Source organism: Candidatus Thiothrix putei (assembly GCA_029972225.1).
Classification (GTDB): Bacteria; Pseudomonadota; Gammaproteobacteria; order Thiotrichales; family Thiotrichaceae; genus Thiothrix; species Thiothrix putei.
The window spans coordinates 3,760,793-3,779,941 of the sequence record CP124756.1; the positions used below are offsets into that span (position 1 = coordinate 3,760,793).

23 protein-coding genes are annotated in these 19,149 nt (G+C 52.6%); 10 read left to right on the forward strand and 13 right to left on the reverse strand.

Annotated features, from left to right (window positions below):
• Nucleotides 1–10 precede the first annotated feature (10 nt).
• The 3 genes from QJT81_19315 to QJT81_19325 form a co-directional block, all read right to left on the reverse strand.
• Nucleotides 11–1,201, reverse strand: coding sequence for a hydrogenase small subunit (locus QJT81_19315; protein ID WGZ93908.1), 1,191 nt, complete (start codon nucleotides 1,199–1,201; stop codon nucleotides 11–13).
• 78 nt (nucleotides 1,202–1,279) lie between these two features.
• The gene (locus tag QJT81_19320) at nucleotides 1,280–1,936 is read right to left on the reverse strand and encodes a hypothetical protein (GenBank protein WGZ93909.1); all 657 of its coding nucleotides are present in this window, start codon (nucleotides 1,934–1,936) and stop codon (nucleotides 1,280–1,282) included.
• 82 nt (nucleotides 1,937–2,018) lie between these two features.
• Nucleotides 2,019–3,566 (reverse strand): hypothetical protein, encoded by a 1,548-nt coding sequence (locus tag QJT81_19325; GenBank protein ID WGZ93910.1) that lies wholly within the window; start codon nucleotides 3,564–3,566, stop codon nucleotides 2,019–2,021.
• A gap of 324 nt (nucleotides 3,567–3,890) precedes the next feature.
• On the opposite strand from QJT81_19325, the gene QJT81_19330 reads away from it, so the two are divergent.
• Both QJT81_19330 and QJT81_19335 read left to right on the forward strand, forming a co-directional pair.
• The gene (locus QJT81_19330) at nucleotides 3,891–4,403 is read left to right on the forward strand and encodes a DUF302 domain-containing protein (GenBank protein WGZ93911.1); all 513 of its coding nucleotides are present in this window, start codon (nucleotides 3,891–3,893) and stop codon (nucleotides 4,401–4,403) included.
• 11 nt (nucleotides 4,404–4,414) lie between these two features.
• A complete protein-coding gene (locus QJT81_19335) occupies nucleotides 4,415–4,927 on the forward strand; it encodes a DUF302 domain-containing protein (protein ID WGZ93912.1) in 513 nt (170 codons plus the stop codon).
• Between the two features lie 46 nt (nucleotides 4,928–4,973).
• Here QJT81_19335 and QJT81_19340 read toward each other — a convergent pair whose 3' ends face one another.
• The 5 genes from QJT81_19340 to QJT81_19360 all read right to left on the reverse strand — a co-directional run bounded on the left by QJT81_19340 (nucleotide 4,974) and on the right by QJT81_19360 (nucleotide 8,125).
• Nucleotides 4,974–5,666 (reverse strand): DUF2202 domain-containing protein, encoded by a 693-nt coding sequence (locus QJT81_19340; GenBank protein ID WGZ93913.1) that lies wholly within the window; start codon nucleotides 5,664–5,666, stop codon nucleotides 4,974–4,976.
• Nucleotides 5,667–5,713: 47 nt separating this feature from the next.
• Nucleotides 5,714–6,469 carry a DUF2202 domain-containing protein gene (locus QJT81_19345; GenBank protein WGZ93914.1) on the reverse strand — a complete coding sequence of 252 codons (756 nt, stop codon included), beginning with the start codon at nucleotides 6,467–6,469 and terminating at the stop codon, nucleotides 5,714–5,716.
• An 84-nt stretch (nucleotides 6,470–6,553) separates the two neighbouring features.
• Nucleotides 6,554–7,165, reverse strand: a complete 612-nt coding sequence (locus QJT81_19350; GenBank protein ID WGZ93915.1) for a cytochrome b/b6 domain-containing protein — start codon at nucleotides 7,163–7,165, stop codon at nucleotides 6,554–6,556.
• Between the two features lie 11 nt (nucleotides 7,166–7,176).
• A complete protein-coding gene (locus QJT81_19355) occupies nucleotides 7,177–7,689 on the reverse strand; it encodes a diheme cytochrome c (GenBank protein ID WGZ93916.1) in 513 nt (170 codons plus the stop codon).
• 19 nt (nucleotides 7,690–7,708) lie between these two features.
• Nucleotides 7,709–8,125 carry a DUF1924 domain-containing protein gene (locus QJT81_19360; protein WGZ93917.1) on the reverse strand — a complete coding sequence of 139 codons (417 nt, stop codon included), beginning with the start codon at nucleotides 8,123–8,125 and terminating at the stop codon, nucleotides 7,709–7,711.
• A 165-nt stretch (nucleotides 8,126–8,290) separates the two neighbouring features.
• Here QJT81_19360 and QJT81_19365 point away from each other — a divergent pair, with 165 nt between their 5' ends.
• The 3 genes from QJT81_19365 to QJT81_19375 all read left to right on the forward strand — a co-directional run bounded on the left by QJT81_19365 (nucleotide 8,291) and on the right by QJT81_19375 (nucleotide 9,825).
• Complete coding sequence (locus tag QJT81_19365) at nucleotides 8,291–8,815, forward strand: helix-turn-helix transcriptional regulator (protein WGZ93918.1); 525 nt, start codon at nucleotides 8,291–8,293, stop codon at nucleotides 8,813–8,815.
• Between the two features lie 50 nt (nucleotides 8,816–8,865).
• The gene (locus QJT81_19370; protein ID WGZ93919.1) at nucleotides 8,866–9,420 is read left to right on the forward strand and encodes a c-type cytochrome; all 555 of its coding nucleotides are present in this window, start codon (nucleotides 8,866–8,868) and stop codon (nucleotides 9,418–9,420) included.
• A gap of 99 nt (nucleotides 9,421–9,519) precedes the next feature.
• Complete coding sequence (locus QJT81_19375; protein ID WGZ93920.1) at nucleotides 9,520–9,825, forward strand: hypothetical protein; 306 nt, start codon at nucleotides 9,520–9,522, stop codon at nucleotides 9,823–9,825.
• Nucleotides 9,826–9,867: 42 nt separating this feature from the next.
• Here QJT81_19375 and QJT81_19380 read toward each other — a convergent pair whose 3' ends face one another.
• The 4 genes from QJT81_19380 to QJT81_19395 all read right to left on the reverse strand — a co-directional run bounded on the left by QJT81_19380 (nucleotide 9,868) and on the right by QJT81_19395 (nucleotide 12,728).
• Entirely contained in the window at nucleotides 9,868–11,118 is a 1,251-nt protein-coding gene (locus QJT81_19380; GenBank protein ID WGZ93921.1) for an FAD-dependent oxidoreductase, read from the reverse strand.
• Entirely contained in the window at nucleotides 11,118–11,510 is a 393-nt protein-coding gene (locus QJT81_19385; protein ID WGZ93922.1) for a cytochrome c class I, read from the reverse strand. Before QJT81_19385 ends, QJT81_19380 begins: the two co-directional genes overlap by 1 nt.
• A gap of 30 nt (nucleotides 11,511–11,540) precedes the next feature.
• The gene (locus QJT81_19390) at nucleotides 11,541–12,083 is read right to left on the reverse strand and encodes a cytochrome b (protein WGZ93923.1); all 543 of its coding nucleotides are present in this window, start codon (nucleotides 12,081–12,083) and stop codon (nucleotides 11,541–11,543) included.
• 132 nt (nucleotides 12,084–12,215) lie between these two features.
• Entirely contained in the window at nucleotides 12,216–12,728 is a 513-nt protein-coding gene (locus QJT81_19395) for a helix-turn-helix transcriptional regulator (protein WGZ93924.1), read from the reverse strand.
• Between the two features lie 215 nt (nucleotides 12,729–12,943).
• Here QJT81_19395 and QJT81_19400 point away from each other — a divergent pair, with 215 nt between their 5' ends.
• The 5 genes from QJT81_19400 (at nucleotide 12,944) to QJT81_19420 (ending at nucleotide 18,557) form a co-directional block, all read left to right on the forward strand.
• Nucleotides 12,944–13,447, forward strand: a complete 504-nt coding sequence (locus QJT81_19400) for a LuxR C-terminal-related transcriptional regulator (protein ID WGZ93925.1) — start codon at nucleotides 12,944–12,946, stop codon at nucleotides 13,445–13,447.
• Nucleotides 13,448–13,557: 110 nt separating this feature from the next.
• Nucleotides 13,558–14,628: an efflux RND transporter periplasmic adaptor subunit gene (locus QJT81_19405; GenBank protein WGZ93926.1), complete on the forward strand. Its 1,071-nt coding sequence runs from the start codon at nucleotides 13,558–13,560 to the stop codon at nucleotides 14,626–14,628.
• Nucleotides 14,629–14,631: 3 nt separating this feature from the next.
• Nucleotides 14,632–17,724 (forward strand): CusA/CzcA family heavy metal efflux RND transporter, encoded by a 3,093-nt coding sequence (locus QJT81_19410; GenBank protein ID WGZ93927.1) that lies wholly within the window; start codon nucleotides 14,632–14,634, stop codon nucleotides 17,722–17,724.
• Between the two features lie 31 nt (nucleotides 17,725–17,755).
• On the forward strand, nucleotides 17,756–18,139 hold the full coding sequence (locus tag QJT81_19415; protein ID WGZ93928.1) for a hypothetical protein: 384 nt from the start codon (nucleotides 17,756–17,758) through the stop codon (nucleotides 18,137–18,139).
• A 118-nt stretch (nucleotides 18,140–18,257) separates the two neighbouring features.
• On the forward strand, nucleotides 18,258–18,557 hold the full coding sequence (locus QJT81_19420; GenBank protein ID WGZ93929.1) for a hypothetical protein: 300 nt from the start codon (nucleotides 18,258–18,260) through the stop codon (nucleotides 18,555–18,557).
• Nucleotides 18,558–18,560: 3 nt separating this feature from the next.
• Here QJT81_19420 and QJT81_19425 read toward each other — a convergent pair whose 3' ends face one another.
• Nucleotides 18,561–19,097: a pseudouridine synthase gene (locus QJT81_19425; GenBank protein WGZ93930.1), complete on the reverse strand. Its 537-nt coding sequence runs from the start codon at nucleotides 19,095–19,097 to the stop codon at nucleotides 18,561–18,563.
• Between the last annotated feature and the right edge of the window lie 52 nt (nucleotides 19,098–19,149).

Sequence of the window (19,149 nt, forward strand, 5' to 3'; positions counted from 1 at the left end):
TCATCCTTATTTATTGCTGCGCCGTGAAATATTTCCCTAACAAGTCAAGCTGCTCGTCAGATAACTCAAAACGCCGGTGGGCGCGGATACTACCGGAGCGTAACAACGCGGGAATATCTTCTGCTGGTGTTTTGAAGCTGGCAGGGTCAGCCGCATGGCAACTGACACAATGTTCTGTGTACAGTTTTTGTCCTGTTTCTATAGCAATATCCGGCGTTTTTCCAATAGGCGCAACCGGCTGCACTGCCTTATCCAGACTTTGGTAAAAGCTGCCCTTATCCCAAAAATCCGGCTCAGAACAACCAATACAAGGATGACCTGCCTCAATGGGCGAACTCGTCCCTTCATTCCACTGATGCAACGAACAGGCATTGTGGGTAACAGGGCCTTTGCAACCCAGCTTGTACAAACACCAACCCTTGCGGTGACCTTCATCCCCAAAGCGTTTGGCAAATTTTTCCTCGGCGTAATAGCGGTAACGGGAACAGCGGTCATGCACACTATTGCCGTAAATACTCAAGGGGCGCTTGAGTGCATCCAAATCAGGCAGGCGTTCAAACGCAAGGAGATACGCGAATAGGCTGCTAATCGCCATGGGCAGCGGCGGGCAACCGGGTAAATTCACTAAGGGTTTCGTGGCAATCAACCCAGCTTGCATTAACGCTGCCACACTGTTAGCGCCGGTTGGGTTAGGCTGTGCGGCTGCCAACCCACCAAACGCCGCACAACTGCCCACCGCGATCACGATAGCCGCATTGGCGACGCCTTCACGCAGCATATCCAGATTGGTGCGACCTGCAATGGTTGAATAAACACCATCGGCTGCCGTGGGTATTGAGCCGTCGACAATGAGCCAATACTTGCCCGCATGGTGCTGAATTGTCTCCTGCCGTGCTGCTTCTGCCGCTTCACCCGACGCTGCTTGTAAGGTGTGGTGGTAATCGAGAGAAATCAGGTCAAATATTAGCTCTTCAATACTGGGCGTATACGAGCGGGTCAGCGATTCAGTACAGCCGGTGCATTCCTGGAAAGACAACCAAATCACCGCCGGGCGTGCTGCTTGGCGTAGCTTTTCCGCGAGTGCAGGAATCCCACTAACAGGCAGCGCCAAAATGGATGCCACTAATGCGCAATACTTCAGGAAGGCACGGCGACTTACGCCGTACTCCGTCAATCGGGTTACTAACGCTGGACTGTGCATCGTACCTCCCTCCTTAACATGTTCTCAACAGACCTTGCATCACATCAGCAGTTTCTCAAAGCGGAAAGGTTTGTTACGTTAAGTGTTTTTCTGAATACCTTTGGGAACGGGTTTCAACCGTGCAGCAATATACGTCTCGATAGCACTACGGTCGGTCGTACACGCTTCACTGGCAATGACAGCTTCAGCCTGTGGACTAAAATCCACCTTGATATTGCCTTCAAAAAATTTGCCACTGACACCCATCGCGTGGGCTTTCAAAAGCTGGTAAGCGCACGCATCGGTAGCCACTTTTTCAACCAAAACATTATGCCCAGAAACCGACACGCGGGTTTCGTAACGGTGTTCGGTTTTCATGTAGGCATCAGCTAAAAACAGTTTATCCCACTCACGGGGATTACCGCCATTCGCCATTGCCGTTCCCATAAACACGATATGCTTTTGAAGGTTCTCAGCTTGTTCTGCCGTTTGCGTCGCAATCAGCCATGATAAGGAATAGCTGGTATCTTCAAAACGAGCGCTCGGATTTTCCGCCGTACCCGTATTGGTGTAAGCCGCATGATTACTGGCGAGGTAGTCAATGTAAGACTCCGTGGGTGCGCCGCCACCACCGTTACCGCCAGTGGCATTGCTCGTGCTGTTGCCATTGCCGCCACCACCGCCGCAGCCGACGAGTGCCAATAAGGAACACAACGTAACCACACACCCTACTGCCATACTTTTGTTCATTTTCATGCCGAACAATCCCATCCTCTGTTATCTGTATTACGAAAAGCACGGGACTGTAACGGTCCAACCTGAAATGAAGCTGAAAAATCTATCCTCCAAACTGAAGGAAAAACGGCACAAACAAGGCTTTTACTTGCTTGGTTCGCGCCACAATCGCAGCGGAATCATTCGCAGTCAAGGCGGCGGCTAAGGCTTCCAGATTGTTGGTTTGTGCCGTCAGGGAAGTATTCAACGCTGCCTGTTTTTCGGCACTGAACGCGTAGAGCGTTGGGTCAAGCTGTTGCACGGCTGTGACCATTTTTGGCATTTCAGCCTGCAAGACTGGCAAGGTTTGCGCAATAATCGCGGTGATTTCAGCGGTCAATTGGCTGCCATCCGCCACATTCTTCACCGCTGTCAATGCAGGCTCAAAACCGTGATGGTAACGGGTAATCGGATCCATCACCCACGCATAATTTTCCAAGGTGCGCAGTACCAGCAATTGCATCCGAATATCTTCCAGCGGTTCGTGCGCGGGCGTGATGTCGGTGGGGAAATCACCTGCTGCCAAGGCTGCCTCCAACGCGGCTTTTGAGGTGGCAATGTTGGTGTTGATGGCGCTGAAATACGTTGTCCAATTCAGCGGGGTTTGCAAGGTCACGGGATAACGGCTGGGCGTGGTGGCTGAACCCAGCACATTCCAACGGGTTTCCAAGGCGGTTAACGCGGTTTGGGCGGCTTGCACATTTTCAAAGGTGGCGGCGGTGTTATTGCTGGCAAACAAAGCAGGGATGTAGGCTTGATCAAACGCGCCCCATTGCGGCGCGGAAGGGCTGAGAAAATCTCCATACGCGAGAAACAATTTCACAAACAACGGCTTCACTTTGTTCGCGGCGGCTAGGATAGCGGCATTATCATTGAGCAAGAGCGCGTCTTGCAGCGCCGTATTATTTTGCTTGGAAGCGCTTATAGCGGCTTGTATCCCTTGGGTTTTTGCGGGGGAAAAACCGAACAGCTCACTGTCAATCTTACGGGCTGCCAAGGTGTTAAAGGCGCTGATGTAGTTGGCAAGTTGCACGGTCAAATCGGCTTTGTGTTGCTGTGTCAGCAAGGCGGGCGTGGTTGCCCCCGTGAAAGCGGCGATCACATCGCCCATGCTCCGATGCGCCAAGGTCAGGGTATCCATCACATCGTCAACACCATTATCACGGCGCATTTGCAGCATAACGGTGCGGATGTCTTCGAGATGTTCGTGGGCAGCACTCAAATCGGCGGGGTACGCGCTGACTTGATCCAACGTATTTTTAGCTGCCAGCAGATGGGTATCCACCGCCGGTTTGGCAGTGGTTGCGGGTGGAAACGTGGCGGTACTGTTAACCACGAAGGCTTGCCAGCGACTATCCAAACGGCTCAGGGCGGCTTTGCCTGCGGCGGCAATCGGCTGGGGGGCAGCCGTGTTATTGGTGTAAAACAAGGCAGGCACGTAAGCACGGCTGACTTGCGCCATTTCCGCTGTCAAGGCGGGGGTCATGCTTGTCGTGGGGGTGCTGCTCAGTGTGGTGGTATCAGTGGCGAGGTTGGCGGGGCTGTCTGAATTGTTGCAAGCAAACAGGCTCAAGGTCGCCAATAAGGTCGGGAAAACAATACGGTATTGCATAGCGGTCACTCCATCCTAGTAAACATTATCTTTATTAAAAAATGCAAACCGTCTAAGTGTAGCCACAATAAACAATGGTAACACGATATTTTCACCTAAAAATACGGCATTAAGACATTTGTCCGATGCTTCTTATTCCATAGCACAACGCCATGAAAAATCCAAATTAATCAAAGCCACATCAATGAAATTAAGAATATTATAATTTAATAACTAATTAATATAAATTAAAAATCAAATTTATTATTGCTATTTTTTAAAACTCAATCTAACATCTTGCTATATTAAATTTACAAATGAAGACCGTTTAGGAGATCCCACGTTATGCTAAAAAAAGTTATCACCCTGTTTGCCCCCATCGCCCTCGCCAGCATGGTTGCTTTTTCATCCGTTCAGGCATCCCCGACCCCTGATGCTTCAGGGATGTTCCTAGAAGACACGTCTCCTGCTAAAGGGCAGGCTGCTTTTGTCAATGCCATCAAGCTATTCAAGGAAGAAGTGACTGCGGCGGGCTGGTCATTACTCGGCACGGATAACGTCGCGGGTATTCTCTCCGAACGCGGTTTTACGGTTCAGCCCGTCATGGTGTTTTCCGTTTGTAGCGGCAAATACAGCTCTAAACTGCTGGCAAAAGACGAAACCCGTTTTGTCGCATCCATGATCCCTTGCCGGGTCGCCATTTACATGAAATCCGATGGCTCGGTGGTCATTTCACGCATGAATTCCGTCGGTATGGCACAAATGATCGGTGGCGAAGCGGGCAGTGTCATTCAGCAATCCGGCTCCGACATGGAAGGTATTATTGCCAAAACCATGAGCCGTTTAAGTGCCAACTAACAGGGGGCAGTATGGTTGTGAAAACCTTGGCAGCTATCCTCCTGACGGTGGCGAGTTTGCATTTGGCTGGATGCGGCAACGATGACACCAGTACGCCGCTAACCACGCCGACAAACAGCGCCGCCTTGTTTCTGGAGGACACCAGCCCCAAAAACCTGACAGCAACCAGTGCCGCTTTTCAGGCAGCAGCAGTGGCTAATGGTTGGAGCATTCTTGGCATGGACAATATCGGCGAGATCTTGGCAGAACGTGGTTACAGTGTTGCGCCAGTGCTGGTATTCCAAGCCTGTAGTGGCAAATACAGCTCCAAACTGTTGGGCAGCGATGACACCCGTTTTGTCGCCTCCATGATCCCCTGCCGCGTCGCCCTGTACCAAAAAAGCACAGGTGAAGTCATTATTTCCCGCATGAATTCCATCAGCATGGGGGACAAGATCGGTGGGGAAGCGGGCAGTGTCATGAAACAATCAGGGCAGGATATGGAAACCATCATCCAAAACACCCTGAGCAAGCTCAAATCCTGAAACAAACTGCCTGCTACCGGTATTGCGCCGGTAGCAGGCGCATGACTTACATCCCTCGACCTTGCCCTCTACCTTGTCCACGCCCATTACCAGCGCCTTGTCCGCCACCACCTTGCCCACGCTCATTCGGGCTGTTAACGATGGCATCGACTTCCGCTTGTGGCATGGTTTGCGCCACATACGCGATACCTTGGCTTTGAATCTGCCCAACAAACGCCCGCAGGTGATTACGTGACGCTCGCAGCAAACTGTCGTAAGTGTTGAGAAGATCGGGGCGGGTGGTTTCACGCATGGATTTTTGCAAGTCCACAATATCCACTTCCTCAATCAACGCACCGACGTACAGCGCATCCAAAGCGGACGCTTGTCCACGCGCCATCAGCGTGGCGTACAAGGCTGCCAAATCCGTATTCTGGAACACGCCGACGGCATCATTGATCACAGGGTCAGCAATGCGGTAGGTTTGCAGCAAGGCTTTGACTTTATCGGTATGTTGCTGTTCAGATTGGGAAATATTGTTAAACACCGGCAATTGCCATTGCTGATACAGGCTGATGTACACATCCCGCGCCAATTTTTCTTCCTCGCGCATGAAACGCAGGGATTGGGTTTCAGCGGCGCTCAATACCTGAGCTTGCGCTTGCTGCTGTCCGTTGCCTTTAGCAAACGTGGGGGTGGTCAACAGGCCTGTGCAAGCGATAGCAATCATGCCTGCGATGAGTGTTTTACGGAATGTCATGGGAATATCTCCTTGTATTTATGATTGGGGGGTAACAGTTGTCGCCGTTATTTGCCGCATTGCTCTTCGGGGCTGTTGACGATGGCATCGACGGTGGCTTGTGGAATCACTTGCGCTTGGTAATCCACGCCGTTTTTCTCAATTTGCCCCACGAATGAGCGCAAATGGTTGCGTGAACCGCACATCAAGTTGGTGTAAGCGGCAATAATATCGGCGGGTTTGCTGCCAGCGTTGGCTTCGTCGATGGCTTCTTGCAAATCGTTAATGTCGAATTCTTCGATGAAACCGCCGACGTGCAAACCGTCATTCAGCGAGGTAGAGCCACGCATGACCAAATCTTGGTACAGCCCCAGCAATACCGGGTCAGTGAATGCGCCGATGGTGTCGATCACTACAGGGTCTTGCAGGTTGTAAGTCGCAACCAGTGTCCCCATCACATCCATGTGTTGCTGTTCGCTGTTGAGGGCGATGTTTTGGAAAGTTTTAGTACCCCACTTGTTGAAGAGCGTGAGGTAAACGTCGCGTGCCAGCTTTTCTTCTTCGCGCACGAACAGCAGCGTGGCGGTTTCGTCGGCTGTCAGCGTAGTGGTTGTGCTGGGCGTGGTGATGGTGGTGGTATCATCCGCAACGCCAGTAGTCGCATCATCCGCATCGGTAGTGCTGGCTGTTGCAGCGTCCACAACAGACGCCGCCGCCGCCGTTGTGCTGAGTGCCGTAGTATCAGCAGCACTGCTACCACACCCAACCAACAACGTGACGGCACAAGCCAACAGCGCATGACGGGTCAGGGTTAAGGTTTTCATGGTAAGTCTCCAAACAATTCAATTAATGTATGTTTGTAGACTAACCGGCTTATCTGAAATGAAGCTGAAAATCCCCCAAGCGCATCACACCAAATACCACCCCAAGAAACCCACGATTGCCACCAGCAACACCACACCCAAACCAACATACGCCCGCGTAATACCGGCTGCTGTGGCAGATTGCTTGTAGCCGGTAAACATCGCCCGCACCAAGTTTTCCCGATGCAACACACTACTAATCAACACCCCCGCAATGTGCACCAGCACCACCAACAACATCAGATTCGCGGCGATTTCATGCAATTCCTCCATGAAATCTTCAGCACCGATTTCCCATTCCAAGCCCAGCCCGCTGACACTGATCAGCAAGCCCAACGCCAATAGCGCAAAAATCGCCACCCCACCCGCCGGATTATGCCCCACGTAATGCGGCGGCTGCTTGCTCAGCAAACCCAGCAAATACGCTTTCACTTGCGAAGGCGTGAAGGTAAACGCGCTGAAACGCGCATACGCCGTTCCCACCAGCCCCCACACCAAGCGAAACACCAGCAGCCCCAGCAAGACATAGCCCAAGGCCAAATGAATATCGCGGTAACGTTCCGATTCCGCCGTCACATACGCCCCGGCAAAGGACAACGCTAACGACCAGTGAAACACCCGTGTCGGCACATCCCACACTAAAATACGTTGCAACATGGGAACTCTCCTTAACGTGGAATTTTAATGAAATCTTCGTCGTAATTACCCTGTTCCGCCGTGGTATGGCAAGCCGTACAATTGGCAGGGCTGCTCACTCGCTTCCATACCGCAGGGGATAATTCATCGTAATGCTCATGCACAAACCAGCGCGTTTCAGTAATGCGCAACGCTGATTTGCCTGCTGCCGCCGCGTATTTGCGCTCAGAACCGGCGTTTTGTTCCAAAAATGGCAAAATCTCGGCAATGGTGGCGGCATCCAAACTCGCATCCGTGCCAAAATGTTGCCCCAGATTACCCATGATTTCGCGCCAGCCACTGGCGGGTAATAACTTCGCTGGGTACGCAAGGTGACACTCAGCGCATTCGGTTTTCCAAGAAGGTGGCATCGCTGCCGAAGTATCGTTGCCTCCGCCTTTTTCACGGTATTCATCGCCGTCATCATCCGCTGTCACCGGCAAACTGGCGACACTGCCTAACAGCAATGCCCCTAATACCCAAGCGATCGCGCGGTTACGCTTCATTCTTAACATCGTCATGCCCTCATTGAATGCTCAGTAAATAGGTCAACACATCGCCTTTTTCCAGCGATGTACAGGTGCGTTCCAGCACATCGTTGCAATTGCGTTTGAACCACTTTTCCACCTTTTTCGGGTTGGTGAAACGCTCGGCATTCGCACTCGGTGCTAATGGGTCGATGCTTTTAGCGGTTTTGTCGTGTTTGCCCATAGCGGCAGGATTGCTGGTGTGGCAAGTCGCACAACTCCAGTCGTTGGCGTGCGTCTTATTGAAAAATTGCTCGCCGCGTTGCGGATCAAACGCTTTGAAATCAGGGCTTTCTGCTTGTGCTTGCGCCTTGTAACCGTCCAACAGTTGTTGCGGCGTGTCTGCCCATATTGGGGTACTGCCGCACACACTGCCTACGAGGATAAGCCAGCCGTATAATCGCTGATGTTGCATCTCAAAAACTCCATAAACCTAACAATAGGCTTAGAATGCGCTAACATCAGCAGTTAACGCTATCCGCCAACCGTCCATTAGCCGTCAGGCATTTAACCGATAGCCAAGGCTTGGGACAGTTGCCTACAATGCTTTACCTCCACATTAGCGAGAAATGTCACCACCATGGCGCGTTACAAAGATCACTTTTTGCTGTTTATTTTGATTTTACTGGCAGTTCCCTATCTGCTTAATTTTATTCATGAATTTACTGAAGATTATCACGGTATCCATTACCTGATCATGGAAGGCATTATCACCTTGCTGGCGTTGGGCGGTGCTACTATTGTGGTTTGGCAAATGCGGCAGCGTTACCAAGAAAACAAGGAATTGCACCGTACCTTAACGCTCACTCGTGCCGATTTACAACACGCGCATAGCGATCTTGACGCGCTCAATACAAAATTACGTGATACCAGCAAACAATACAGCGCCGTGATTCAAGAACAACTCACTGCGTGGGATTTAACCCCCAGTGAAAAAGCCGTGGCACTGTTATTGCTTAAAGGTTTGAGCTTTGAAGAAATCGCCAGCGTGCGCGATACCAAGGAAAAAACCGTGCGCCAGCAAGCCAGCAGCATTTACCGCAAATCGGGTTTGAATGGGCGGCATGAATTTGCTGCGTGGTTTTTTGAGGATTTTTTAGGTTAAGACACTTTGCGTTATCATTTACACTTTTATGCATTACTGGGAACTTGATTATGAAACGATACTTATCCATTGGCGTACTCATTGGCTTAGCTGTCATCAGCTTGAATGGCCACGCCGACGAAAAAGCCAAACCCAATGCTTGGCAAGGCAAAACCGGCGAAGACGTTTACAACACGGTCTGTTTTGCCTGTCATAAGGAAGGCGTTGCCGATGCCCCTAAATTGGGCGACAAAGCCGCATGGGCAGACTTGATAGAAGAAGGGCAAGCAGTACTCACCGCTCATGCATGGGTTGGGGTTCGTGCCATGCCTGCCAAAGGCGGGCAACCTGACATGCCTCTGGAAGCCTTTGCGGATGCCGTTGCATGGATGGCAAGCAATTCCGGTGGCGATTGGAAAACCCCTGATGACGCATTGTTGGCGGTTATCCGAGAAGAAGCGATTCAACGCATTGGCGTTCAAGTCACTGAAATGCAGGAAATGCAACAAGAACTCCACAAACTGACACAAGAGCATCTGGAAAATCGCCTGCAAAACATGGAGCAACAATTGCGAACACTCACCACTGCCACCGAAAAACCCGCAGAAAAAGCCAACAAAAAATAAGCATTTGGGGCTGATGCCAACACATCAGCCCGTGCTTTGCGCTATGCTCTTTAACAAAAACTTCACAATCAAACGCAATACCGCCGGAAGGAGCATTTCATGCACAACACTGTTATTAACACCACGCGGGAGACGCTTGTCACCATCAGCAAACACTCCCGCAGCTTTTCAATGCTAGTTACCCAAGACGACTCAGCCTTCAAAAACCTGATTTGCAGCTTTTCAGAACACGGGCAGGAACTCTATGCGGCGGTGATCGCGCCCGCTGATGAGCGACAACGGCTGGCACGTCGCGTGGTATCGTTTTTGAATGCGCATTTGCGGATTCGGGATACACACGCGATGCAACGTGAAATTTTGCGATGCATTGAGAGTTGTTTAAGTCAACGCCAACTGTCGGGCTAACACGCCCAACAGTCGACAATTACCATTGCGCTTGGGTTGCGTCTACGCGAAGGTATCGTTGAACAAATTGGTCGTCCAATCAAACATGCGGTTGTAATACATATTGCTGGGCGCGGCGGCAGCACCGAAGGATTCCGGCACCAGTTTCATCGTGCCACTTGCCAAATCATACGCATACACCGCCGTTAACCACGAAGCCGTATCACTGGAAATCGGGCTGTAACAAGCCGAGTTGGTGACAGGTGCGGCATAAGGCTGGCTACCGGACAACAGGCGCAAGATAGCATCCGCACACACTTTGGCTTCCGCATTAGCAATATGCCCAGCCTTGGGTTGCCCCGTACCTTGCGAGTCACCGATGATGTGGATGTTCGGTACGGCGGTGGATTCGTAACTCAGCGGATTCACCCCTGCCCAGCGCCCGCCCACATTCGCCAGCCCAGATTGCAGGACGATAGCCCCGGCACGTTGCGGCGGGATCACGTTCAGCACATCGCCCTTGAAGTCACCCGCGCTGGTTTTCGCAATCCTCAGGTCGGAATCCACGCTTTGCAACGCCGCATTCGGCACGTATTGCACACCATAGCTGGTAAACGCATTACCGAAAATGGTCGGCTCGACCACGATCGCCGGGTTGGCATCCAGCACCACCACCTTGGAACCGGGCTTGTTGGTACGCAGCCAGTCCGCCACCACACAGGCGCGTTCATACGGCCCCGGCGGGCAACGGTAAGGCACACCCGGAATGGTCATGACGAACGTGCCACCCGCTGGCATGTCTGCCAGTTGCTGTTGCAGCAAGGTGGTTTGCGCCCCCGCTTTCCACGCATGGGGAACCTTGTTGCTGTCCAGCCCCGGCACATCCATGAACTCGATCCCCGGCGCAATCACCAGCCGGTCGTAACTGAGGGTCGTGCCATTGCGCAGTTGCACCGACTGGTTGGGGGCATTGATGCTATCCACCCAATCATGGATGACCTTGATGCCATACTTTTGTGACAAGGTGCTGTAATTGAAGCTGATCTGCCCCAGATTGCGCTGGTTGTTCAACACCAGATTGCTGAGGATGGGGGAATAATAGGTCGCATTGGGTTCCACCAGCGTCACATCAACCGTAGTCGACCAGTAGCGCAGGTATTTGGCAACCGTTGCCCCGGCAAACCCGCCCCCGATCACCACCACATGTGGGCGACTGGTAGCGGCCTTGATAATGCCCGGAAATGCGACAGCAGCGCTAGCCGCCGAAGCCAGCCCCAGGGTTTGCAAAAATTGACGGCGATTTAGGTTAGCCATTAGTCATTCCCTCCATTGGCGCTTTTGGGCAGTGCAGCAAGATAGGCTGACAGGGAACGGATTTCGTCTTCGCTGTAGCCTTTGGCCTGATAGTGCATGATGTCGATTTCGGTGCTGTATTTCATTTCCAGCATTTCATCGACCAGTTCTGCGGTGCTTTCCCCTGCGATGCTTTCAATGCCGCTGGCGGAACTGCCGTTCATGCCGTGGCACTGGAAGCACTGGGAAGCCAGCAGGCGTGCGCCATCGGGTGCAGTGATATTGGGTGCAGTACCACTCCCGGCTGTCGTGGTATTACTCGTATTGCTGGTTGTGGACGTTCCACCGCCACCGCACGCTGCCATTAACACCCCTAGCGTCAACGCCAAGGGGATATTTCTACCAATTTTCATGAGATTATCTCCAAGTAGTGTGTCGTTTGATTATCCACGCTGGGGCAACATCCGCAGCAGGGTGTTGTCACGCTGGACATAGTGATGGTACAAACCCGCCAAGGCGTGTAAGCCGATCAGGAAATAGCCCATGGTTCCCGCCGTGCCGTGTATATCTTCCAGCCATTCTGCCAGTTCTTTATCGGGTTGAATCAGGGCTGGTAATTCTAGGCCAAACCATACAACCGCCTTGCCTTCCCCACTGAGGATTGCCCACCCCAGCAGCGGCATTGCCAACAACAACGCATACAGCGCAAGGTGCATCACGCTGGCAAATAACCGTTGCCAAGGCTGAATGGCAACGTGATTGGGCGGGGGTGGATTCATCCAGCGGGTCAGCAAGCGCAGCCCTGTCAGACCAAAGACGGTCAAACCCAGCATAAAATGCCAGCTTTTCAGGGCGGTGCGCGGGTCACTGCCTTTGGGATAAAACTCGCGCAGTTCAATACAGGCATACACCGCCACCAGCAGTAGCAAGGTCAACCAATGGAGCGCAATGGGAAAGGGTTTATAACGTTTGGGTGTGTCGGACATAATGGTTCTCCTGATTCCAACCTGAATGTGTGTTGATTGGTGCAGCTTGCAGGAAAATCCCATGCTCACCAACCGACAAACCTCACAAAAGGCTCACCAAGGCATACGCCAAACAACTCACGTACATTTGTCTTAATGCAGGAAATCCTCAAAAAACCATGCCGCAAACTCATGCCGCCCATTCAACCCTGATTTGCGGTAAATAGCGGTGGCCTGCTGGCGCACGGTCTTTTCCCTGGAATCACGGACACTCGCGATTTCGTCAAAACTCAACCCTTTCAGCAACAACATCGCAATCTCTTTTTCACTGGGGGTGAAATCCCACGTAATTAATTGTTCTTGAATCACTTCACTGTACTGACGACTGGCTTGACGCATTTTATCATTCGTCTCACTCAGGTCTTTGCGGGTCGTTTTCAACTGCTGGCGTAAGGTATCCACTTCGCGCCCACGCTGTTGAATCACGCGCATCAGGAAGGCAATCCCCAAGGTCGATGCCAAAATCACGAAAGCTTCCAAGACAAGGTTAAAAATGCCGTAATCACCGTCCTGATACTCGCCGTAATCGTTGTAAAAATCGTAGATATTCAGCAGCGTGATCACGATGAGCAGATTAATGAAGAATAATTCATTGGTGCGTGGCATGTGGCTTACTCCTTCCGTGGCGGGACTTCAAAACGTAATCGACACATCATTCCCAGTTAAACGCCCATTCGTACAGTGGGCATACGCCTCGTTTTTGTGCAAAAACCGGCGGATACTGCCACTGTGGGACATTTGCCCCACAAGTTGCTTTGCATCCCCTGCACCATCCCCTAGAATCAGCAGTCTGTTAAGACACCCTCACAGGCACAGGCCCGATGTTCCGCCCCAGAGACATTTTCCTCATCGCATTGCTGTTCAGCGTCGCCGTTCTGCACACTTACGGCTTCAGCCTTGATCTCCACCATGCTGACCGCCCGCTGTTGCACACCTTGGTGGATGCCATTGTGGTCATCATCTCATTCATGGGGGTCGGTTATTTAATGTGGGAAAACTACCGCAAGCAACGTGAAATCACCCAACTTCACCGCCAGTTACACCATTCACACGCCCGCATTTCCGACCTGCACAGCAAGCTCCAACAAGCAGGCAAAGGCTATGTTGCCGTGATCCACGAACAATTGAATGAATGGGAACTTAGCCCCACGGAAAAAGAAGTCGCCCTGTTATTACTTAAAGGCTTGAGCTTTGACGAGATTGCCAGCATCCGTCATACCAAAGAAAAAACCGTGCGCCAGCAAGCCATTGCGATCTACCGCAAATCGGGGCTGAATGGGCGACACGAATTCGCCGCATGGTTCTTTGAAGACTTTCTTGGCTGAGCAACGGTAGGGCAAATGCCCTAAAACACCGGTTTCTGACCCTTTGCCGCCTAACCTTTATGAGTCATGACTAATACACTCTGATAACGACTAAACCAGAGTGAATGCCCGTGATCCGTAGAATAACACCCAGCCTATTGAGCTTAGCCTTGCTGCTTCCCAGCATCGCCACCGCCGCCGCTATTATTCCCATGCCAGCAGAACAACGCAGTGCGCTCGGCATTGAAGTCACCCCACTCACCACCTCCAGCGCCAACACCGCGCTGGAAGTGAATGCGCAAGTGATGTTACCGCCTTCCAGCGTGCGCGTGGTCGCCGCACCCGCCAATGGACTCATCACCACCTTACTGCATCAAGCGGGTGAAACCGTGAAAGCGGGTGACAAAGTAGCCTCGCTTTCCTCCCCTGATGTCGTGGAGGCGCAACGCCAATACCTGCAAGCTCGCCTCAAATACCAACTTGCCGCCGACAATGCCGCCCGCGACCAACGGCTGGCAGATCAAGGGTTAATCGCCAAAAACACCTGGCTGCTGACCCAAAACGACGTCAAATTGGCGCAAGCCGATCAGGAAGCCGCGATTGCCACCTTACGCTTGCTAGGCGTTAAACCCGGCAGCGACAGCGCCGAAATCACCCTAACCGCCCCCATCAGCGGCTGGATACTGGAAACGCTGGTCGAACCGGGGCAACGGGTCGAAGCCCCCGCCGCGCTGGTCAAAATCGGCAACTTGCGCCAACTCAGTTTAGAAATTCCCCTCACTCCCGCGCAAGCCAAAGACGTGCAAGCCGGGCAAACCGTCACGATTCGTGACAGCCAACTCAGCGGCACGGTTCGCGCCTTGCAACCCGCGCTGGATAATGCGCAAAACGTCATCGTGCGAGCGGATATAACCCAAGCAGACAGCACCACGCTACATCCGGGGCAAACCGTCAAAGTCACTCTGCAAAGTGCCAGTGCCAGCAACACCTCCGCCGCCAGCATCCCCACCAGCGGCTTAGTCTGGTCGGGCGATCAAGCGTATGTATTCACCGAAAGCACCGAAGGTTTCACCCCAACCGCCGTCAAGATTGTGCAACAAAACGATACCCAAGCCACCATCAGCGGCTTGCCAGCCGACAGCCGCATTGCCACCAAGGGCGTTGCTGCCCTCAAAGCCAAGTGGCAAGAGGCGGAGGAATAACCCATGCTTAACTGGCTAACTGAATTTTCCCTCGCACAACGCTGGCTGATTCTCGGTCTGACCGTGCTGCTGACCGTGTTTGGGGTTCGCACCTTTCAGGAACTGCCGATTGATGCGTTTCCCGACGTCTCCACCACGCAAGTCAAGCTGATCCTCAAAGCCCCCGGCATGACCCCCGAAGAAGTCGAAGCGCGAATCGCCCAACCCGTCGAAACCGAATTGCTGGGGATACCCAACCAAGTCGTGTTGCGCAGTATCTCCAAATACGCCCTCACCGACATCACCCTCGACTTTGCCGAAGGCACGGACATTTACTGGGCGCGAAGCCAAGTGGCGGAACGCTTTGCTAATGTCAAAAACGATTTGCCCGACAATGTGACCGGCGGTTTAGCCCCGATTTCCACCCCGCTTTCCGAAATTTTCATGTTCACCGTGGAAGGCGATTTGCCGCTGCAAGACAAACGCACCTTGCTGGATTGGACTATTCGCCCCCAACTCCGCGCCCTGCCCGGTGTTGCCGATGTCAACGCGCTGGGCGGACGTGCCACCACCTTTGAAATTACCCCCGATTTAGCCGCCCTCAACGCCCGGCACTTAACCTTGGACGATTTGCGTACCGCGCTGAACACCAATATCCGCAACGATGGCGCGGGGCGCGTCAATGAAGGCGAAGAAACCTGGGTGGTGCGTATCGAAAGTGGCATCAACGGGCTGGACGACTTGCGCCACATTGTCATCAAAAGCGTGGACGGCGTACCCGTCACCGTCGGGCAAGTCGCGCAAGTCACCCTCGGCGAACTCACCCGTTACGGCGCAGTTACCCAAAACGGCAAAGGCGAAGCGGTCGAAGGCTTGGTTCTGAGCTTGCGCGGCGCAAATGCGGGGCAACTCACCACCAGCATCAAAACCAAACTCGCGGAAATCAGCCAAACTTTGCCGCCCGGTGTCACCATTGAGCCGTTTTACGATCGCTCCACCCTCGTCGATAAAGCCATCCACACCGTCAGCAAAGCCTTGCTGGAAGCGTTTGTGTTGGTCGGCATTATTCTGTTCGCGTTCTTGGGTAATTTGCGGGCGGCTTTCGTGGTGGCGTTAATTTTACCACTGTCGGTGTTAGGCACATTCATTTTGATGCGCCAATTTGGTTTATCCGCCAATTTGATGAGTCTGGGCGGCTTAGCCATCGCTATCGGCTTATTGGTGGATGCGGCGGTGGTGATTGTCGAAAATATCGTGGCACATCTGGCGCATGACGATGAAAAAGCCAAAACCCCGCAACGCCAAAAAGTCCTGTGGGCGGTGCAAGAAGTGTCCTCCCCCGTCAGTATCGGCATCGTCATTATTGCCTTGGTATTCCTCCCACTGCTGACGCTGGAAGGGTTGGAAGGCAAGCTGTTCTCGCCAGTCGCGCTGACGATTGTTTTCGCGCTGTCCATTTCCTTGCTATTGGCATTGACGGTCATTCCGGTACTCGCGTCGTGGTTGCTCAAGCAAGCGGCGCACACTGATCCGTGGTTATTGCGCGTGTCGCGCCGCGTGTACTTGCCAGTGTTAGATGCCGCTTTGAAACGCCCTAGCTTGGTTTACATCCTGACCCTCGCGGTGATGTTAGGCGCAGGCGCTACTTACCCCTTGATTGGTAAAACCTTCATGCCGACGATGGATGAGGGCGACTTGCTGGTGCAATTGGAAAAACTGCCCTCGATCAGTCTGGATCAAAGCATCGACACCGACTTACGGGTGCAACAAGCCTTGCTGGATAGCATCCCCGAAATTGAGCGCATCGTCGCACGGGTCGGCTCGGATGAACTCGGTCTTGACCCAATGAGCCTGAATGAAACCGACAGCTTTCTGGTATTAAAGCCCCGCGAAACCTGGCGAACGCCGGATAAAGAATGGCTGCAAGAAGAAATCCGCCAAGTGTTGGAGAAATTCCCCGGCGTGGGTTACAACTTCACCCAACCGATTGATATGCGCGTCTCCGAAATGCTGACCGGCAGTCGTGGCGATATCGCCATCAAAATTTTCGGCACGGATCTGGCGGTGTTAGGCGATCTGGCGCAGAAAATCGTCACGATTTTGGAAAAAATCCCCGGTGCATCCGACGTTTACACCCAGAAAAACGCGGGCGTGCAATACCTGCGTGCCGAAATTGACCGCCAAGCCGCCGGACGCTTTGGGCTATCGGTAGACGACATTGCCAGCCTGTTACGCACCCAGCTTGAAGGTGAAATCATTGGCATTATCCAGCAAGAAGGGCGACGCATTCCGCTGCAATTACGCGGTTCTGCCGAATTGCGCCAAGCACCTCAAGCCTTGCAGCAAATCCGCCTGACACTTCCCGACGGGCGCATTATCAGCCTTGATCAGGTGGCAAAACTTGTCCGCACCGAAGGCCCCGTGGCGATTAAACGCGAAAATGCCGGGCGTTTCGTGGTGGCACAAAGCAATGTGGCAGGGCGCGATTTGGTGAGTTTTGTGGAAGAAGCCCAAGCTGCCGTCGCCGCTAACGTGACTTTGCCGACCGGCTACAGCATTACTTGGGGTGGGCAATTCGAGAACCAGCAACGCGCGGCGCAACGCTTGCTGATTGTGGTGCCGATTGCGCTTGCCATGATTGGCTTGCTGCTGTTTTTGACGTTTCGGGATGTGCGCCAAACCGTTCTGGTGATGGCGAATGTGCCGTTGGCGTTGATTGGTGGCATTTTTAGCCTGGGGATTTCTGGGCAGTATTTATCCGTACCCGCGTCGGTAGGCTTCATTGCATTGCTGGGGATTGCGGTACTCAATGGCGTGGTATTGGTGACATTTTTCAACCAATTGCACCAGCAAGGCTACCGAGGCACGGCGGTGGTACGCGAAGGAGCGTTGCGCCGCCTGCGTCCGGTATTGATGACCGCCAGTATTGCGGCATGGGGTTTAGTGCCGTTGTTATTCGCCACCGGCCCCGGCTCGGAAATCCAGAAACCGCTGGCAACGGTGGTGATCGGCGGGTTGGTGAGTGCGACGACCTTGACGCTGATTTTGTTGCCGCTGCTGTATCGCCAGTTTGTGCTCAAAGATGAAGCTGCACGCGAACCTACTCACTCTCATTAACGTTCAATCAACATTCGAGGAAAAAATCATCATGTTCACCGTCAAACCTCTATTAACCAGCATCGTTTTAGCGGTCAGCATCAGCGCGTGTGCCATTGCCCCAGGCGATAATACGACGAATCGCTTTGTCACTGACACCCATGCTGCCCCTGTTGCCTTTCAAGCACTGCGCGTAGAAGGTCAAACAATCAAAGGGCAAATTCGCCTCACCGGGCGTGAACCTGTGCGTTTCGGGCATGTCGATTACGCCGTGCTGGATGTGAATGGCAAACCTCGCGAACAAGGCTGGGTGGAACATTCTGCCGCCATCCGCTTCCGCAATACACATCGCCCTGCTTTGTTCAGCATTGATTTAAAACAACCTTTAGCTGCCGGGGAAAAAGTGATGCTCACGTATCATCTTGACACCCATTAACGCCACTCTGCTAACAGCAAGCTAAGTTTGTACATAAGCACCATCAAGACTATGCTTCTCTTTAAATCAGACTGAAACAATCAGAATAAGGTCTTACCCTGAAGGAAAGGAGCATAGCGTGGAAAATCCAGTCATTACCCTGACACCAGAGGCATTTGTCGTCATTAGTCAGCATACGCACAGGCTTGCCTTGTATGTTCAACGAGAAATTTTTCCGTTGAACAGCCTCATGTGCCATTTTTTGGAAAACGAGCGTGAACTATATGCTGCCGTAAGCGACTCGCATGACAACCTGCCAAACTTAGCCCATCGGGTTGTGTCGTTTTTAAGTGCTTATGTACGCATTCATGACAGCCGCTCTATGGAGCGTGATATTCTCGATTGCATTGAACGTTGTTTACGTAGACGAGAAAGTTGATGCTCACAATTCACGCCATTCGCCGCTGGCTAAACCTTCCAACGTCCAAGTACCGATCCGGTAACGAATCAGGCGTAAGGTGGGGAAACCAATCGCCGCCGTCATCCGCCTGACTTGGCGATTACGCCCTTCACTGATCGTTATTTCTAACCAGGTGTCTGGAATCGACTGGCGTACCCGAATAGGCGGATGGCGCGGCCACAAGCAGGGCGGTTCTGCCATAAGACGTACCGTAGCCGGGCGCGTCATGCCATCTTTTAAACGGATTCCTTGACGCAAGGGTTGTAAATCAGCTTCAGTCGGTGCGCCTTCTACTTGCACCCAATAAGTCTTGCTGGTTTTATGTTTGGGGTCAGCAATCCGGTGCTGCAAGTTACCATCATCCGTCAACAGCAATAGCCCTTCACTGTCACGGTCTAAGCGTCCTGCTGTGTACACATCAGGAACAGAAATGTAATCAGCCAGTGTTGCACGACCTTCCTGATCGGTGAACTGACAGAGGACATCAAACGGTTTATTGAATAAAAGAATACGGGGCATAACAACACAAGTACATGAATGACACTTGCATCATAACAAAGTTATGCCCCGT

Coding starts and splice junctions, on each gene's coding strand:
- QJT81_19315 (WGZ93908.1), bottom strand. CDS start 1,201: ATGCACAGTCCAGCGTTAGTAACCCGATTGACGGAGTACGGCGTAAGT.
- QJT81_19320 (WGZ93909.1), bottom strand. CDS start 1,936: ATGAAAATGAACAAAAGTATGGCAGTAGGGTGTGTGGTTACGTTGTGT.
- QJT81_19325 (WGZ93910.1), bottom strand. CDS start 3,566: ATGCAATACCGTATTGTTTTCCCGACCTTATTGGCGACCTTGAGCCTG.
- QJT81_19330 (WGZ93911.1), top strand. CDS start 3,891: ATGCTAAAAAAAGTTATCACCCTGTTTGCCCCCATCGCCCTCGCCAGC.
- QJT81_19335 (WGZ93912.1), top strand. CDS start 4,415: ATGGTTGTGAAAACCTTGGCAGCTATCCTCCTGACGGTGGCGAGTTTG.
- QJT81_19340 (WGZ93913.1), bottom strand. CDS start 5,666: ATGACATTCCGTAAAACACTCATCGCAGGCATGATTGCTATCGCTTGC.
- QJT81_19345 (WGZ93914.1), bottom strand. CDS start 6,469: ATGAAAACCTTAACCCTGACCCGTCATGCGCTGTTGGCTTGTGCCGTC.
- QJT81_19350 (WGZ93915.1), bottom strand. CDS start 7,165: ATGTTGCAACGTATTTTAGTGTGGGATGTGCCGACACGGGTGTTTCAC.
- QJT81_19355 (WGZ93916.1), bottom strand. CDS start 7,689: ATGAAGCGTAACCGCGCGATCGCTTGGGTATTAGGGGCATTGCTGTTA.
- QJT81_19360 (WGZ93917.1), bottom strand. CDS start 8,125: ATGCAACATCAGCGATTATACGGCTGGCTTATCCTCGTAGGCAGTGTG.
- QJT81_19365 (WGZ93918.1), top strand. CDS start 8,291: ATGGCGCGTTACAAAGATCACTTTTTGCTGTTTATTTTGATTTTACTG.
- QJT81_19370 (WGZ93919.1), top strand. CDS start 8,866: ATGAAACGATACTTATCCATTGGCGTACTCATTGGCTTAGCTGTCATC.
- QJT81_19375 (WGZ93920.1), top strand. CDS start 9,520: ATGCACAACACTGTTATTAACACCACGCGGGAGACGCTTGTCACCATC.
- QJT81_19380 (WGZ93921.1), bottom strand. CDS start 11,118: ATGGCTAACCTAAATCGCCGTCAATTTTTGCAAACCCTGGGGCTGGCT.
- QJT81_19385 (WGZ93922.1), bottom strand. CDS start 11,510: ATGAAAATTGGTAGAAATATCCCCTTGGCGTTGACGCTAGGGGTGTTA.
- QJT81_19390 (WGZ93923.1), bottom strand. CDS start 12,083: ATGTCCGACACACCCAAACGTTATAAACCCTTTCCCATTGCGCTCCAT.
- QJT81_19395 (WGZ93924.1), bottom strand. CDS start 12,728: ATGCCACGCACCAATGAATTATTCTTCATTAATCTGCTCATCGTGATC.
- QJT81_19400 (WGZ93925.1), top strand. CDS start 12,944: ATGTTCCGCCCCAGAGACATTTTCCTCATCGCATTGCTGTTCAGCGTC.
- QJT81_19410 (WGZ93927.1), top strand. CDS start 14,632: ATGCTTAACTGGCTAACTGAATTTTCCCTCGCACAACGCTGGCTGATT.
- QJT81_19415 (WGZ93928.1), top strand. CDS start 17,756: ATGTTCACCGTCAAACCTCTATTAACCAGCATCGTTTTAGCGGTCAGC.
- QJT81_19425 (WGZ93930.1), bottom strand. CDS start 19,097: ATGCCCCGTATTCTTTTATTCAATAAACCGTTTGATGTCCTCTGTCAG.